Consider the following 16561-nt stretch of genomic DNA (forward strand, 5'->3'; position numbering starts at 1 on the left):
AATAACTCGTGAACGGCTTCCCGATCCTGTCGGTGATGCTGCTGGTACCGGCGGTCGCAGCGATGGTGTGCCTGTTCGTATCGGCGAATGGGGCGCGCTGGACGGCGCTGATCGCCACGCTGGTCAATCTTGCGCTGGGCGTTCTGCTCTGGGCGAACTACGATATCGGCGGCGCGCAGTGGCAGTTCGTCGAGGCGCCGGCGATGGGCGATTTCGGCGTGTTCCGCTACGCGCTCGGCATCGACGGCTTCGCGCTGATGCTCATCATGCTCAGCGTGTTCCTGATGCCGATCTGCATCGGGGCATCGTGGAAGTCGGTGACCAACCGAGTGCCCGAATATATGGCGCTGTTCCTGACCGTCGAAGTGCTGATGATCGGCACCTTCGCGGCACAGGACCTGCTGCTGTTCTACGTCTTCTTCGAAGCCGGTCTGATCCCGATGTACCTCATCATCGGCATCTGGGGCGGGGCGAACCGCATCTATGCGTCGTACAAGTTCTTCCTGTACACGCTGCTCGGCTCGCTGCTCATGCTGATCGCGATGATCTACATGATCCAGACGGCAGGGACGTCGGATATCCCGACGCTGATGGCCTATGACTTCCCGGCACATGTCCAGACATGGCTGTGGCTGGCGTTCTTTGCCTCGTTCGCGGTCAAGATGCCGATGTGGCCGGTCCATACCTGGTTGCCCGACGCGCACGTGCAGGCGCCGACCGCGGGTTCGGTGATCCTGGCGGGCGTGCTGCTGAAGCTCGGCGGCTATGGCTTCCTGCGCTTCTCCATCCCCATGTTCCCGGAGGCATCGGGTCAGCTGACCTGGCTGATCCTGACGCTGTCGGCGGTGGCGGTTGTCTACACCTCGCTCGTCGCGCTGGTGCAGTCGGACATGAAGAAGCTGATCGCCTATTCGTCGGTTGCACACATGGCGATCGTGACGATCGGCCTGTTCGCCTTCAACCAGCAGGGCATCGAAGGCGCGATGATCGTGATGCTCAGCCACGGGCTGGTGTCGGGCGCGCTCTTCCTGTGCGTCGGCATCATCTATGACCGGCTGCATACCCGCGAGATCGCTCGGTACGGCGGTCTGGCGATCAACATGCCGCGCTATGCTGTGTTCTTCCTGCTGTTCACCATGGCGTCGATCGGTCTGCCGGGCACGTCGGGTTTCGTCGGCGAGTTCCTGAGCCTTGCCGGCACCTATCAGGTGTCGACCTGGGCGGCGCTGATCTGCACCACCGGCATCATCCTCGGTGCGGCCTATTCGCTATATCTATATCGGCGGATCGCGCTGGGCGATCTGGTGCATGACGATGTGAAGGCGATGCCGGACGTATCGATGCGCGAACTGGCGCTGCTGGCGCCGATCGCCGCGGTGGTGCTCTGGATGGGTGTCTATCCGGAGAGCTTCATGGCGCCGATGCGCAAGGATGTCGGCCTTCTGGTCGCCCGGATCGAGCGCGCGACGCCGCCATCGGATTCACGGCCGACCCCGGGTAATCCGGCGGCAGCAGCGGCGAAGGCCGCGGAACATGGAACGGGCGCGGCAGCGGCGCACGGGGAAACGCACTGATGAGCTACGCCGAACAACTTTCGATGACGCTGCCCGAACTGGTGCTGGCGGTCGGGGCGATCGTCCTGATGCTGGTATCGGCTTGGGGCAAGCAGGCGGCGGCGCGCGGCGTCAGTATCGCGGCGGTCTTCGTGCTGGCCGGCGCGGGCGTTGCGCTGATCGGCAACGGATCGTCGGGCGGGACGGCGTTCGGCGGCATGTATCGTGCCGACGCGTTCGCCGCCTTTGCCAAGGTGCTGATCTATATCGCATCGGCGGTGGCGATCATCATTGCGCCGCGCTTTTTCGAACGGACCAGCGGCGACGACCTGAAGCCCGAATATCCGGTGCTGATCCTGTTGTCGGCCTGCGGCATGGGCATGATGGTGTCGGCGTCCGACCTGTTGCTGCTCTATGTCGGTCTCGAGTTGCAGAGCCTTGCGGCGTACGTCCTCGCCAGCTTCATGCGGCGCGACACGCGTTCGGCCGAAGCGGGCCTGAAATATTTCGTGCTGGGTGCGCTGGCGTCGGGCATCCTGCTGTACGGCATCAGCCTGGTCTATGGCTTTGCCGGCACTACCCTGTTCGACGATATTGCGATTGCCTATGCCGGCCCGCGCAACATGGGCTTGCTGTTCGGGCTGGTGTTCGTGTTCGCCGGGCTTGCGTTCAAGCTCGCCGCCGTGCCGTTCCACATGTGGACGCCGGACGTTTATGAAGGCGCGCCGACGCCGGTGACCGCCTTCTTCGCCTCGGCGCCGAAGGTTGCGGCGATGGCCATGGCGCTACGCGTGGCGGTCGAGGCGATGGGCCCGGCGGTCCTCGAATGGCGCCAGATCGTGATCTTTGCGGCGCTCGCTTCGATCATTCTCGGTGCGGTCGGTGCGATCGGGCAGAGGAACATCAAGCGGCTGCTCGCTTATTCTTCGATCAACAATGTCGGCTTCGCGCTTATCGGCCTCGCCGCCGGATCGGCGCAGGGTGTCGCGGGCGTGCTGTTCTACCTCGCCGTCTATATCGTGATGACGCTGGGGTCGTTCCTGATCGTCCTGCAGATGCGCGACGAGAACGGCCAGCCGGTCGAGACGGTTGCCAGCCTGGCAGGCCTGTCGCGGACGCGGCCGGCACTGGCGTTCGCGCTGATGATCTTTATGTTCTCGCTCGCCGGCATCCCGCCGCTGTTCGGTTTCTGGGCGAAGTACGCGGTGTTCGAAGCCGCGGTGCAGGCAGGCCTGTTGTCGCTGGCGGTGATCGGTATCGCCGCATCGACCATCGGTGCCTTCTATTACCTGCGCGTCGTCAAGACGATGTATTTTGACGAACCGGCCCCGGCCTTCGGACGTGAGCCGGCGCTGGTCGAAGGTGGCCTGACCCTGGCGGCGGCGATCGTGATTTCGCCGGTCAGCCTGTTCCTGATCGCGCCCTTGTCGGCATGGTCGCTGGCCGCGGCGCGGGCGCTGTTCTGACGGTTCGCGTTATCGGCGAGACGGGGTCGACCAACGCCGACCTCCTTGCCGCATCGCAGGCCGGTGCCGCGGAAGGCATTTGGTTGCGGGCGGAACGCCAGAATGCCGGGCGGGGACGGGTCGGGCGTCCCTGGTCGGATGGTGCGGGCAATTTGTTTGCCAGCACGATCGTGCGGCTGGCGCCCGGCGATCCGCCGGCACCAACGCTGACGCTCGTTGCGGCGATTGCGCTGGCGGAGGCGGTGGCAGCGGTCGCGCCCGGGCTGGCAACGATCAAATGGCCGAACGACTTGTTGATCGGCGGCGCGAAGTTGTCAGGTATTCTGCTGGAACGCGGCGACGGTAACGCCGTCGTGATCGGATTCGGGGTTAATCTGGCGAGCCACCCGCATCTGACCGATCGCCCGACGACGAGCTTGTTGGAGCATGGCGTAGCCGCCGACCCCGCGATGTTGCTCGACCTGTTGCGCGATCATTTTGCAGTTTGGCTGGACCTGTGGCGCGGTCATGCGATGACCATGATCCGCGACGCGTGGGAAGCATCCGCCCATCCCCGCGGCACTCCGCTCCGGGTCCGTCTGCCGGACGGTGGCGAGCGGCAGGGACGGTTCGATGGGCTGGATTCCGATGGCGCGCTTCGCCTGTTGGATGGCGATGGCGTGGTAATCCTGGTCCACGCGGGTGACGTCTTTGCTTGAACGAGGCTGCCTGGCCCTGCGGCGTCAGCTTCGACGGCAGAGCTTGTCGTCGGTCGGCGGACCCTCTACCGCGGGACGAAGCGTGCCGTGCGGGCATGGCGGGGAAATTCGATGCTGCTAGCGATCGACGCCGGCAATACCAATATCGTGTTTGCGCTGGTCGATGGCGATGCGATCGTCGCACGCTGGCGCATCGCGACCGATCCCCGCCGTACGGCCGATGAATATGCGGTATGGCTCAGCCAGTTGCTGGCGCTCGACGGCCGCGACCGTTCGGTCGTGACCGGCGTCATCATCGGCACTGTCGTCCCGCGCGCACTCCACAATCTCGAAGTGCTGGCGATCAAATATTTCGGGGTCGAGGCAGCGGTGGCAGGACGCGGCGCGGCGGCATACGGCATCGCGCTCGACGTCGAGGAACCGCATGCGGTCGGCGCGGATCGTGCGTTGAACGCAATCGCGGCGCACGCGGCGCATCCCGGTGACCTGATCGTCGTGGATTTCGGCACGGCGGCTACGTTCGATGTCGTCGATTATTCGGGCGCCTATAAGGGCGGCATCATCGCGCCGGGAATCAACCTATCGCTCGACGCGCTGGTGACGGCGGCGGCGAAACTGCCGCGCATCGCGATCGAGGCACCGGTGTCGACAAGCGTCATCGGCCGCAACACCGCCGATCAGATGCATATCGGCATCTATTGGGGCTATATCGCGATGATCGAGGGGCTGGTCGCGCGGATGAAGGCGGAAATCGGCCGCCCGGTCCGCGTGATCGCCACGGGCGGTCTGGCGATCCTTTTCGAGAAACATACGCAGGTGTTCGACCATGTCGAACAGGACCTGACCATCACGGGACTGGCGATGCTGTGGCGCCGCACCCATATCACTACAGCACCATAACGAAGCAAACCGAACCCGCGAATGGGCGCGGGCATTGAAAGAAATTGAGTGACACCAAAGAAAGAACTGCTCTTCGTCGCGCTCGGCGGATCGGGCGAAATCGGCATGAACGTCAACCTGTACGGCACCGCCGGCAAGTGGCTGATGATCGATTGCGGCGTGACCTTTGCCGACCCGGCCTATCCGGGCATCGACGTGATGCTGCCCGACCTCCAGTTCATCGAGGAACGCGGCGACCAGTTGCTCGGCATCGTCATCACCCACGGGCATGAGGACCATATCGGCGCGCTGCCCTATCTAGCCGCCGATCTGGGCGTGCCGATCTATGCGACGCCGTTCACCGCCGGGCTGATCCGGGGCAAGCTGGACGAAGAAGGCATTGCCGACCGGGTGAAGCTGAAGATCGTGCACCTGGGCGGCAACGTGAACGTCGGGCCGTTCGGCGTGAAGTTCGTGCCGATGGCGCATTCGATCCCCGAATCGACCTCGCTGGTCATTTCCACGCCGCATGGGAATGTTTTTCATTCGGGTGATTGGAAGCTGGATGCGCAACCGATGGTCGCGACCCCCGCGACGCCGGAAGAGCTTACCGCGATCGGGGACGAGGGCATTCTCGCGCTCGTTTGCGATTCGACCAACGTCTTCAATACCGAAGCGTCAGGTTCGGAAGCGGACGTCCGAAAGGGGTTGTTCAAGCAGATCTCGTCGGCGCAGGGGCGGCGGGTGATGGTCACCAGCTTCGCGTCGAACGCGGCGCGATTGCACACGCTGGGCGAAGTGGCGCGCGATACCAACCGCAAGGTCTGCGTGGCGGGCCGTTCGCTCGACCGAATCCTGAAGGTCGCGAAGGCCACCGGTTATCTGAAGGATTTCCCGCAGACGGTCGATTTTGACACCGCGATGCGGCTGCCGCGCGATCAGGTGCTGATCATCGCAACCGGTGGACAGGGCGAGCAGCGTGCCGCGCTGGCACGCATTGCGAACCGCGAACATCAGCTGAGCCTCGAAGCCGGCGACCGGGTCATCTTCTCGTCGAAGCAGATTCCGGGCAACGAAGTCGCGATCGGCCGAATCCAGAACCAGCTGGCCGCGGCCGGGATCGAGATGATCACCGACCGGCAGGCGCATGTGCACGTGTCGGGCCATCCGGGCCGACCGGAACTGGCCAAGCTCTATGGCTGGCTGCGGCCCAAGGTGCTGATGCCGGTGCATGGCGAAATGCGGCACCTGATGGAACATGCCCGGTTCGGCCTGTCGCAAGGGATCAAGCAGACGCTGGTCCAGACCAATGGCGACATCGTGCGCCTGGCCCCGGGCAATCCGGTCAAGGTCGGCAACGCGGTCGTCGGGCGTCTGGCGCTGGATGGCGACGTCATCCTGCCCGCCGACGGCACGACGATCAACGAACGGCGCAAGCTGGCGGCCTATGGCCACATGTCGGTGGCGGTGGCGGTCGACCGGCGCGGGCAATTGATCGGCGAACCGCAGATCCGCGTGCAGGGCGTGCCGGTCGAGGAAGATCGCGAACCCTTTCTCGAGGAAGCGGTCGATGCCGCGGTGGAGGCTGTCGCGTCGAAGGGGCGCGAGCGGTCCAAGCTGCCCGAGGCGATCCGTCTGGCGGTGCGCCGCGTCGCGACGCGCTGGACGGGCAAGAAGCCGGTCGTCGACGTCCTCATCATCCCGGCCTGACCGACATGGCATGGCAGTCGGCGCTGGCGATCTACCTGCTCTTCTGGGTGTTCGCCATGTTCCTGGTCCTGCCGTTCGGGGTTCGCACGACGCATGAAGCGGGCGAACCCCCGGTGCCGGGACAGGCCGACAGCGCGCCGGCGGGGTTCAGTTTCGGGCGGATGGCGTGGCGGACGACCATCGTCGCGACCGTGCTGTTCGCGATCTTCTATCTGAACTTCGTGTTCGGATGGGTGACGGCGGATATGCTGGATTTCTATCGCTGAGGGCGGCTTTTGAGCGTAGCGTGTCATCCGCGCTCGTTTGTATGAACCCTTCAGCCGTTTGCTTCGGGCGCAGGTTCGAGCTTGTCGAGAACCGTAGTCGAGAAGGGGTTGCCCCAAACTACGGCGTTCTCGACAAACGCTTCTCGACAGGCTCGAAGCTGCTCGAACTGAACGGTGGTGATTGGTGATGAGCCTGAGCCTCAGCTCCGCAACCGCTCGATCGCCTGCGCCAGCACCACGTAGAGCTTGCCCATATCCGACGACAGCAAGGTCACACCCATCGGCGATCCGTCGCGAAGGGTCAGGATGTGGCGCAGCATCGCTTCGAAATCATGGATGTAGCGGTTCACCTGATCGCGGAAGCCGTCGTCCTGATCGTACAGCGACGCGATCTCACGCGCCTGCGCGCTGTCGATCAGGCGGACCGCGCGGCGGGTGAAGACCCCTCGGTCACCCTTGAGGTAGGCGGCCCATGCCGTGTCCGACACATCGGTCGACAGCGAACGGGCAATGTCGATCGCGGCGGAGTTCATCGCTTCGATCAGCAACGACACCCGGCGCGAGAATTGATCGCTGTCCGCCGCTTCGCGCTCGGCACGGGCAGCGGCGATGCGTTCGTCCAACTGCTTGCTGGTATCCGCGATGTCGAGCATCTGCCGCGACAGCCGTTCGGACGCCTCGATCGCCGAAGCAACCGCATGGTTCGCGATGGTCGAAAGCTCGGCCACCTGCGCGGTCACGGCATTGTCGACGGCATTCGCGAGCGCGCGGGCGCCCTGTGTCTCCAGATCGCGGGCGGCGTCAGGCAAGACCTTGGCCAGCGTATCGCGCGCCTGTTGACTGGCCGCTTCGGCGGTGTCGCGGATGCGCAGCATCGCCTCCGACAGGCGGGGCGCGGCGTCCTCTGCAAAGCGGACGGTCGTCGCGATGGTATCGTCAACGATGGTGCGGACGCCCTCGATCCGCTCCGCGCCCCGGTCGAGCGTGTCGAGCAGCGACTGCTGCACGGTCGACAGCGTGTCGCGCTGCATCGCCACCACGCCGGCAATCGCCTCGATGGCGTCATGGGTGCTCTCGGCGGCGGTGACGAGGGCCAGCAATTCAGGCTTCGACCCGGCAACCACTGCGCGGCTGTCGGCGATCCGGGCGTCGAGCCGGTCGAGCGCCCCCGGCAGGGTCTCGTCCATTTCGCGCGCGGCGGCGTCGAGTGCGGTCAGCACCTCTTCCGCCGTGGCGATCACCCGGCGGGCGGTGTCGTCGCCATTGGCCAGCGCTTCCGCCAACGCATCGGCGACCTGGGTCAGCGCGCCGACCGATCCGGCAACCGCCTGCGCACGTTCGACGCCGGTCGTGCGCAGCACGTCGAACCGTTCGTCGACACCCGACAGGCCGTCATTGAGCAGAGTGAGCAATGCCTCGCTGTCCCGGCGGCGATCGTCCAGCTGGGCGGCAAGGCTGCGGATCGAACCGTCGATCTGGGCGACGCGGGTGGCGAGTTGCTCGGCGCCTTCGCGGCCGGCGCGTTCGATCGCCGAACCGTTCGCCTCGATCATCGCGATGGTCGCGTCGCCCTGCGCGGTGATCGCCTTGCGCGATTCGTCGATGGCGGCGGCAGCACGGTCGAGCACCGCATCGATCGCGCCGGACATGGTGGCGATGACGCTTTCCAGACGGGCACCGGCGCTTTCGCTGGTCGCCTCCATCCGGTTCATGTGCGCGGCAAGGCGTTGGGCAGCGCCCCCGGCAAGCTCGTCCGCTTCGCGCGACTGCTGGGCCACGTTCGCGAGCTGCGCGTCGAGCGCGGCGACCCGTTCGCTGGCGGTCAGGCCGGTCGCGTCGAGCAGCGCGGCCAGTTCCGCCGTTTCCGAATGCGCCCGCGGCAGGGTGGCGAGGACGGTGGCCAGACGCTGTTCGGTGGTCTGGCTCATGCGGTCGAGTGTCGCGGTCGTTTCGCCGATCGCCGCGATCTGTTCGCGCATATCGGCGCTGATGCCGCGCAGCCGGCCGGTGGCGGCATCGCCCAGCATCATCAGTGACGCACTCTGCTCGACCACCTCCGCGCGCGATTCGGCGAGGGTTCGGCGGACCGATTCCAGCACCTGTTCGAGTGCAAAGGCTTCGGCGCGCATCGACTGCGCGGTCGCGGCGAAGCGACGGGCTTCGCTGCGGCTGTTGCGGCGTAGCAGCAGCCAGCCGATACCGACCAGCATCGGCGGCACGCATAGCGCAGCGATGAACGACGCCATGCCGATCGGCCCGAGCGCGGGGAGGGAGGGGGCGCTCCATGCCAGCATGCCGCCGATCCATGCGACCACGACCAGTCCGGCAATCGAAGGGCCGATCCAGTTGCGTCGGATCGGTTCGGCATCCGGAAACGCCTCTGCCAGCCAATGTTGAGTGTCGTCGGTCACGGCATGCGGTGCCGTGAACCCGTCGTCGGCGTCGTGGCGATGCTGTTGCAGCCCGTTGTTCGAACCCCCGTTCATGGCCTGCGTCTAACACGATCGAGGGGGCAGCGACAGCCGGGTAAGAATCCATTAACCCCGTTCGCACTATGACGATTCCATGGCTTATGATCCCGGTGCGATCGATGCGACGCTGGCGGCGGCGGTAGGCGACGAGCCGCTGCTGATCGCCGAGCTGCGCGGAGCGTTCATCGACAGCGCGCGGCGGGTGCTGGCCACGATGGAAAGCGCGACCGGCGAGCAATGGGCGGGGGCGGCGTTCCGGCTGAAAGGGCTTGCCGCCAGCTTCGGCGCGGTGCGGCTGATGACGCTGGCGGCCGAGGCTGCGCTCGCGCCGGTTGGCGATCCGACGACGTTGCGTCGCCTCCACCGGGCGATCGACCGCTTCTGATCAGCGACGGCGCGATAGCTCGCGCATCGCTGCCTCCAGTCCGTCGATCGTCAGCGGATACATTCGTCCGGCAAACAGGTCGCGGATCAGCTGAGTGGATTGGGTCCAGCCCCAATGCGCTTCGGGTGCCGGGTTAATCCATGCCGCCGACCGCCAATGCGCGGTCAGGCGTTGCAGCCATACGGCGCCCGCTTCATCATTATGGTGTTCGACCGACCCGCCGGGATGGACGATCTCATAGGGGCTCATCGCCGCATCACCCACCACGACCAGTCGATAGTCGGGGCCATAGGTCCGCAGCAGCTCGGAGGTCGATTGGCGTTCGGCAAAGCGCCGCCGATTGTCGCGCCACACCCCTTCATAGATACAATTGTGAAAATAGAAGAATTCGAGATGCCGAAACTCGGCGGTGGCGGCGGAGAATAACTCCTCGACCTGCTCGATGAACGGGTCCATCGACCCGCCGACATCGAGGAACAGCAGCAGCTTCACCGCATTGCGCCGCGCCGGACGCATCGCGACGTCGAGCCAGCCGCGCCGTGCAGTGTCGGCAATGGTTGTATCGAGGTCTAGTTCGTCGGCGTTCCCCTCCCGCGCGAAGCGACGCAGGCGGCGCAGAGCGACCTTCAGGTTGCGGGTGCCCAGCTCACGGTCGTTGTCGAGGTTGCGAAACTCGCGCCGTTCCCAGACCTTTACCGCCCGGCGATGCCGGCTCTCGCCACCGATGCGAATGCCTTCGGGGTTATAGCCGCCATGGCCGAACGGGCTGGTCCCGCCGGTGCCGATCCATTTCGATCCGCCATGATGTGCCTCGTCCTGCTCGGCAAGGCGCTGACGGAGTGTCTCCATCAGCTGATCCCAATCGCCGATCGCCGCGATCTTAGCCATCTGTTCGTGTGATAGATATTGCTCCGCCACCGCCCGCAACCAGTCCGCCGGGATCGCGACCGGGTCGACTCCAGAGGGCGAGGTGATGCCGCCGAACACTTCGCCAAAGGCACGGTCGAACCGGTCGACCATCGCCTCGTCCTTCACGAACGTCGCGCGGGCGAGGTGGTAGAAGGCGTCGATCGTCGGTTCGATGACGCCGCGATCGATCGCTTCGATCAGGACGAGCTGTTCGCGGATACCGACCGACATGCCGGTGCGCCGCAGCGCTTCGACGAAGGAATGGAACATCGCGGCAGGTTACCGCATCGCCCCGTACAACCGCCAGTGCGTACCCGAAAGCCCGGCGGGGTCGCCGCGCGCGATCTCGCGATAGGTGCGGCCGCACCAGAATGGCCGGTCGGGGAAGCGCGTGTCGCCATCGCGTTCGACGAGATGAAAGCGGGCGGGCGGGCAGGCGGTTTCGGCGACGGTCAGGGAATAGCGTTGCGAGCGAGCGGCGGCGATCAGGATTGCGCTGGACCGGCTATAGTCGACCGATACGATGGCCCCGCCCGGCGCGACGCGTGCCAGGGTCGCGACCGCCCGGCCGGGGTCGCCGCGCAGGTTGCGGATTATTGCCCTGTCGGCGACTGCTGCGGTGAGGAGGAAGGTGAGCGAGATAGCTGCGGCAATCCACCGCTTTACAGGATGATTCCATGCCATCGGCAGGATGATGACGGTCAGCAACAGCAGGGGCGGGACGACGACGGCATAATAGCGCGCAGCACCGCTATTCGGCAGCGCGAGGAGCGCGACCGCCAAGGGCAGTGCGCAGGCGATCAGCGCAAGCGTCGCCAGCCGGTCGCTCGTGCCGCGCGCCAGATAGAGGAGCGGCACGGCCAGGATTGTGGCGCCGAACATGCCGGCAAGCAGCTGGCGCATCGCATCGGACCATTTGAGCCAGTCGTGCGGCTCGCGATTGCCGATATGGAACCCGCCGCCTCCAGCCGCGGCAGCCCACGCGCCGGCAACCAGCAGGACAGCGACCGCCGCCGCCGGAGCGAACAGGGCGATGGTGTCGGGCAATCCTTTGCGCCAGCCTGCATTGCGGCATCGTTCCACCGTGACCCATAATGTCAGGATCACAAGCGCAAACATCATCGTCGCCTGGGCAAGGCAGCCGAGCAGGGCGGCAATCGTCAAGGCGCTCGACGGCTTCGGCCGTGTGGGATCGGCCAACCAGCCATCTATGATGGCGATGGCGGAAACGCAGGCGAGTAGCATCGGGGCATAGCCGCGCGCCTCCGCGCCATAGGTCAGCAGGAAGGGCGCGACGGCGAACGCGACGGCCGCGCAGATTGCCGGTGCTGGCCCGCGTCGCGCAGCGATCGCTGCGGCAACGACGATGGTCGCGGAGCTGCTGACTATGGAAAGGGCGCGCTGGAGGATCGGTGGTGCTGCCGGACCGACCAGTTGGAGCCACAGCGTATTCAGATGGTGGTTGTTGTCGTGATTGATCTGGAACAGCACGCCCGCCGGCGTCGCCACTTCCTGCGCGAAGACTGCCGACCATGCTTCGTCTAGCCAAAGCCCGCCCCGCGCCGCAAAACAGCGCAGGACCAGTCCCGCCAGCGCGATCCCGACGATCCAGAGCCAATGTTCCCGCCGCATGCCCATCCCCCCGGGCGCGGGTCTAGCCGAGCGAGTATCCAGTCGTCACGCCCTCAGCGGGCATAGGCGTCGATCAGCGACCCGACATAGTCGGGCGCCGCGCTGCTCAGTTCGGTGGCGGGACGGGGGCCGTAGATGAAGCCGTGCGTCGGATAGACCGAACTGCCCAGTCCTTGCGAATCACGATACCAGACCTTCACCTGCGTCCAGTCGCCCTTCGGCGAAACGTCGAACACCGTCACGTCCTGTTCTACGCCGCCGCGCACCCCGTTGATCCGCGACCAGTTGGCATGCGTCACCATTGCCACGCGCGGTTCGACGACCCGACTGATGACGAGGACATGGCCGAGCGGGAGGCGGGACGTCCTGGCAAAGGTCAGGACCGCGCCGACCTTCGGCGTGTGGCCACGCGGATAGCGTCCATTGGCCTGATCCCACCATGTCCAGGCATCGCCGTAGATTTCCACACCCGACGCGGCCCGCGCGAAGGGAACGCATTGCCCGACATAATCGAGCAGTGAACGTGCCCCGAGCGGGAAACTGGCGGCACCGGCAAAGACGAGGAGCAACAGGCCCCGGACAAGCGAACCGAACATGGCGCCATAGTGCGACCGCGATGGTGACCGATCGGTTGGCGATCGTGGTTAACGAAATCTTCCGACCACGCATCGTCGCGTCATGGCAACGGCCTGGCCGATGTCAGCCGCCCGTGCGCCGGTGCAGGAAGGCGAGCCGTTCGAACAGCATCACATCCGCCTCGTTCTTCAGCAGCGCACCGTGCAGCGGCGGGATCGCCTTGCTCGGATCATGCGACGCCAGCACGTCCAGCGGCATGTCGTCGTGTAGCAGCAGTTTCAGCCAGTCGATCAGTTCGCTGGTCGACGGCTTCTTCTTCAACCCCGGCGTCTCGCGCACCGCAAAGAACAGATCGAGCGCGCGGTTGACCAGCACGCGCTGGATACCCGGGAAATGCACGTCGAGGATCGACTGCATCGTCGCCCGGTCGGGAAAGCGGATATAGTGGAAGAAGCAACGGCGCAGGAAGGCGTCGGGCAGTTCCTTCTCGTTGTTCGATGTGATGACGACGATCGGCCGCTCGCGCGCCGTCACCCGCTCGCCGGTTTCATAGACGTCGAACGCCATGCGATCGAGTTCGTGGAGCAGGTCGTTCGGGAATTCGATATCGGCCTTGTCGACTTCATCAATCAGCAGCACCGGCAGTGTCGGGCTGACGAACGCGTCCCACAGCTTTCCCCGCCGGATGTAGTTGCCGATGTCGTGGACGCGCGGGTCGCCGAGCTGCCCGTCGCGCAGCCGCGCCACGGCGTCATATTCGTACAGGCCCTGCTGCGCGCGGGTGGTCGATTTGACGTTCCATTCGATCAGTGGCGCATCGATCGCCCGCGCGATCTCCTGCGCCAGCACGGTCTTGCCCGTGCCCGGCTCGCCCTTGACCAGCAGCGGACGGCGCAGCGTCACTGCCGCATTGACCGCGACCTTCAGGTCGTCGGTCGCGACATATCCTTCGGTTCCTTCGAAGCGCATCGGTGGTGTCGTCATGGCCGCGACGATAGGCGGCGAAGCGAACGGGCGCTAGCCGCGGCTTTCCGCCCGGGCGAGCAGCAGGTCCCACAGCCCGCGATGCTGGGCCAGCAATTGCTGCAGGCCGAAGGTCATGGCGCGCTCGATCGGCGCCGCGTCCGTTACCTGATCGATCACGCGCAGCGTCTGCGCGGGCGACGGCAGCGTGAGCGGGATTGTCTCCAGCCCCAGCCGGATCGCCGCGGCGTCCAGCGGCCGGCGGATCACCGGCCAGTCGAGCGTCACCGCGATGGCCGCCCCCAGCGCGCAGCCGGGCCGCCCCGATCGCGCCAGCAGGTCGATCGCATGGCGCTGCGCCGCCAGTGCCGCTTCCGCAGCAGCCTGTCCCGGCGTGCCCGGCGGCGGGCCTGCTGCGGCCGATACGCGGATCAGATAGGCGCGTTCCTCGGCAAATGCGGCAGCCGCCTGTTCCAGCCATGGCGCGGCAGCCGGGTGGACGTCGGCGCGCGCCGCATGATCGACCACGCCCGGATGGCGGCCGTGAAGCGAGCAGAGCTGGTGCAGCGCGTCGGCGATATCGCGCAACAGCGCATCGTTTCGCGACAGGCGGTCGGGCGCGACATGCCCGGCGCTGCCATCGGCGAGAACGATCCGCGCCAGCCGTTCCGCGGTATCGCATCCATCCCTGTTCGCAATTGCCACTATCAACCGCCGGCTCCCATGATGTCGATGGAGCCGGTATGCCGACAATAGATAACCCAAGCGCGTAGGAACACGGTTGCCGCTATTTTAACCGCGATGACGCGCGGATTAACGGGATCGAAACTGTCCCGAAACGAAGCGCCCCGGCACTTTGGTAAGGGCCGGGGCGGTCGATTACTGGTCGAGGAAGGAACGCATCTTGCGACTGCGGCTCGGATGCTTGAGTTTCCGCAGCGCCTTCGCCTCGATCTGACGAATGCGTTCGCGGGTCACGCTGAACTGCTGGCCGACTTCCTCCAGCGTGTGGTCGGTGTTCATGCCGATGCCGAACCGCATGCGCAGCACGCGTTCCTCACGCGGGGTCAGGCTGGCAAGGACGCGGGTGACCGTTTCCTTCAGGTTCGCCTGGATCGCGGCATCGACCGGGATGATCGCGTTCTTGTCCTCGATGAAGTCGCCCAGATGCGAATCCTCCTCGTCGCCGATCGGCGTTTCGAGGGAGATCGGCTCCTTGGCGATCTTCATCACCTTGCGAACCTTTTCGAGCGGCATAGAGAGGCGCTCGGCCATCTCCTCCGGCGTCGGCTCACGGCCCTGTTCGTGCAGGAACTGGCGGCTGGTGCGCACCAGCTTGTTGATCGTCTCGATCATGTGGACCGGGATGCGGATCGTCCGCGCCTGATCCGCGATCGAGCGGGTGATCGCCTGCCGGATCCACCAGGTCGCGTAAGTGCTGAACTTGTAGCCACGGCGATATTCGAACTTATCGACCGCTTTCATCAGCCCGATATTCCCCTCCTGGATCAGGTCAAGGAATTGCAGCCCGCGATTGGTGTATTTCTTGGCGATGGAGATGACGAGGCGCAGGTTCGCCTCGACCATTTCCTTCTTGGCGATCCGCGCCTCGCGCTCGCCCTTCTGCACCATGTTCACGATGCGGCGGAATTCGCTTAGCGCCATGCCGGTCTGCTGCGCAATTTCGGCGATTTCGGTGCGGATGCGGTCGACGGCGGCGCCTTCGTTGTCGGCGAACGCCTTCCACTTCTTGTCGATCGTTGCGACCGAGGTCAGCCACTGTTCGTCGAGCTCGTGATCGACATAGCTGTCGAGGAACGCCTTGCGCGGTACCTTGTGACGCTCGGCGAGACGCAGCATCTGCCCGCCCAGCGCCGTCAGGCGACGGTTATAGGCATAGAGCTGATCGACCAGATATTCGATCTTCGCCTGATGGAACTGCACGCTTTCGACCTCGGCGGTCAGTTCCTCGCGCAGCTTCTGGTACTTGCGCTCCTCAGCCGCGTTCAGCCCGTCGCCGGCTGCCATCGCATCCAGACGCTGCGACTGCATCTTCGAGAATTTCTTGAAGATGGCGGTGATGTTGGCGAACTTTTCCAAAGCCTGGGGCTTCAGCTGTTCTTCCATCTGCGCGAGGCTGAGGGTGTTGTCCTCGTCATCATCATCGCTCGGACGCGGGGCGCGGCGTTCGCCGTCCTCGTCCTCGTCGGCCGATGCTTCCTCGGGCTCTTCCTCTTCCTTGAAGCTGGGGCCGGCGTTCTTCGACGAGATTTCGCCATTGTCGTCGGCGTCTTCGTCGTCGGACAGCGATTCCGGTGCCGGGTCCTTCGACAGCATCGCGTCGAGATCGAGGATCTCGCGCAGCTGCATCGTGCCTTCGTTCAAGGCGGTCGACCAGCCGATGATCGCGTTGAAGGTGATCGGCGATTCGCACAGGCCGAAGATCATCGTGTCGCGACCGGCCTCGATCCGCTTGGCGATGGCGATTTCGCCCTCGCGGCTCAGCAGTTCGACCGCGCCCATTTCGCGCAGGTACATGCGCACCGGATCGTCGGTCCGGTCGACGGTTTCCTTCTTCTTGACCGGTTCGAACGCGGCGGCGGAATCGTCCTGATCGGCGGACGAGTCGTCGTCGCCGTCCTCGTCCTGCTTGGCGCGTTCCTCGCCTTCGCCGTCCTCGCCCGCGTCTTCATTCTCGACGACGTTGACGCCCATGTCGTTCAGCGCCGACATGATGTCCTCGATCTGCTCCGAGGTCATCTGATCCTGCGGCAGCATTTCGTTCAGCTGGTCGACGGTGATGTAGCCGCGCTTCTTGGCGCGGGCGACCAGCTTCTTGATCGACCCTTCGTTCAGGTCGATCAGCGGCGCGTCGCCGGTATCGATCGTGTCGTCGCCGCCACCATTCGCCTTGGCCATCAATAACCCTCAAGAAATTTTACGCAGCGCGTCGTTCGCGCGATTTTACCCGTCGTCTTTGTCCGAGCCAGCGCGATTTGCAAGCAATCAGCGTGCAATCCGGCGTGCGACGGGTGGATTTCGGGCGATTCTAT

14 protein-coding genes are annotated in these 16561 nt (G+C 65.2%); 7 read left to right on the plus strand and 7 right to left on the minus strand.

The genetic code is table 11. The features are described 5' to 3' along the window. Nucleotides 1–8 precede the first annotated feature (8 nt). The 6 genes from PPZ50_RS09475 (at nt 9) to PPZ50_RS09500 (ending at nt 6572) form a co-directional block, all read left to right on the plus strand. A complete protein-coding gene (locus tag PPZ50_RS09475) occupies nt 9–1574 on the plus strand; it encodes an NADH-quinone oxidoreductase subunit M (protein WP_066687316.1) in 1566 nt (521 codons plus the stop codon). Next, a complete protein-coding gene (gene nuoN, locus PPZ50_RS09480) occupies nt 1574–3019 on the plus strand; it encodes an NADH-quinone oxidoreductase subunit NuoN (RefSeq protein ID WP_066687318.1) in 1446 nt (481 codons plus the stop codon). Before PPZ50_RS09475 ends, nuoN begins: the two co-directional genes overlap by 1 nt. Beyond that, entirely contained in the window at nt 2986–3717 is a 732-nt protein-coding gene (locus tag PPZ50_RS09485) for a biotin--[acetyl-CoA-carboxylase] ligase (RefSeq protein ID WP_066687321.1), read from the plus strand. Before nuoN ends, PPZ50_RS09485 begins: the two co-directional genes overlap by 34 nt. A gap of 111 nt (nt 3718–3828) precedes the next feature. After that, nucleotides 3829–4617, plus strand: a complete 789-nt coding sequence (locus PPZ50_RS09490; RefSeq protein WP_066687324.1) for a type III pantothenate kinase — start codon at nt 3829–3831, stop codon at nt 4615–4617. A 48-nt stretch (nt 4618–4665) separates the two neighbouring features. Beyond that, nucleotides 4666–6306 (plus strand): ribonuclease J, encoded by a 1641-nt coding sequence (locus PPZ50_RS09495; protein ID WP_066687327.1) that lies wholly within the window; start codon nt 4666–4668, stop codon nt 6304–6306. Nucleotides 6307–6311: 5 nt separating this feature from the next. Next, complete coding sequence (locus tag PPZ50_RS09500; RefSeq protein ID WP_066687336.1) at nt 6312–6572, plus strand: DUF1467 family protein; 261 nt, start codon at nt 6312–6314, stop codon at nt 6570–6572. Between the two features lie 200 nt (nt 6573–6772). On the opposite strand, the gene PPZ50_RS09505 is transcribed toward PPZ50_RS09500, so the two are convergent. Next, a complete protein-coding gene (locus PPZ50_RS09505; RefSeq protein ID WP_066687340.1) occupies nt 6773–9058 on the minus strand; it encodes a hypothetical protein in 2286 nt (761 codons plus the stop codon). Between the two features lie 79 nt (nt 9059–9137). Here PPZ50_RS09505 and PPZ50_RS09510 point away from each other — a divergent pair, with 79 nt between their 5' ends. Next, a complete protein-coding gene (locus tag PPZ50_RS09510; RefSeq protein ID WP_066687343.1) occupies nt 9138–9428 on the plus strand; it encodes an Hpt domain-containing protein in 291 nt (96 codons plus the stop codon). On the opposite strand, the gene PPZ50_RS09515 is transcribed toward PPZ50_RS09510, so the two are convergent. From PPZ50_RS09515 to rpoD, 6 genes are all read right to left on the minus strand, one after another. Then, entirely contained in the window at nt 9429–10607 is a 1179-nt protein-coding gene (locus tag PPZ50_RS09515; RefSeq protein ID WP_126012219.1) for a vWA domain-containing protein, read from the minus strand. A gap of 9 nt (nt 10608–10616) precedes the next feature. Further along, nucleotides 10617–11969, minus strand: a complete 1353-nt coding sequence (locus PPZ50_RS09520) for a hypothetical protein (RefSeq protein ID WP_157092658.1) — start codon at nt 11967–11969, stop codon at nt 10617–10619. A 53-nt stretch (nt 11970–12022) separates the two neighbouring features. Further along, a complete protein-coding gene (locus PPZ50_RS09525) occupies nt 12023–12565 on the minus strand; it encodes a CHAP domain-containing protein (protein ID WP_066687352.1) in 543 nt (180 codons plus the stop codon). Between the two features lie 103 nt (nt 12566–12668). Next, nucleotides 12669–13514, minus strand: coding sequence for an AAA family ATPase (locus PPZ50_RS09530; RefSeq protein WP_066687355.1), 846 nt, complete (start codon nt 13512–13514; stop codon nt 12669–12671). 48 nt (nt 13515–13562) lie between these two features. Further along, nucleotides 13563–14213, minus strand: coding sequence for a DUF6975 family protein (locus PPZ50_RS09535; protein WP_232307825.1), 651 nt, complete (start codon nt 14211–14213; stop codon nt 13563–13565). Between the two features lie 174 nt (nt 14214–14387). Next, nucleotides 14388–16427 carry an RNA polymerase sigma factor RpoD gene (gene rpoD / locus PPZ50_RS09540; protein WP_066687359.1) on the minus strand — a complete coding sequence of 680 codons (2040 nt, stop codon included), beginning with the start codon at nt 16425–16427 and terminating at the stop codon, nt 14388–14390. Nucleotides 16428–16561: the final 134 nt, after the last annotated feature.

This window comes from Sphingomonas hankookensis (assembly GCF_028551275.1).
GTDB classification, from domain to species: Bacteria; Pseudomonadota; Alphaproteobacteria; order Sphingomonadales; family Sphingomonadaceae; genus Sphingomonas; species Sphingomonas hankookensis_A.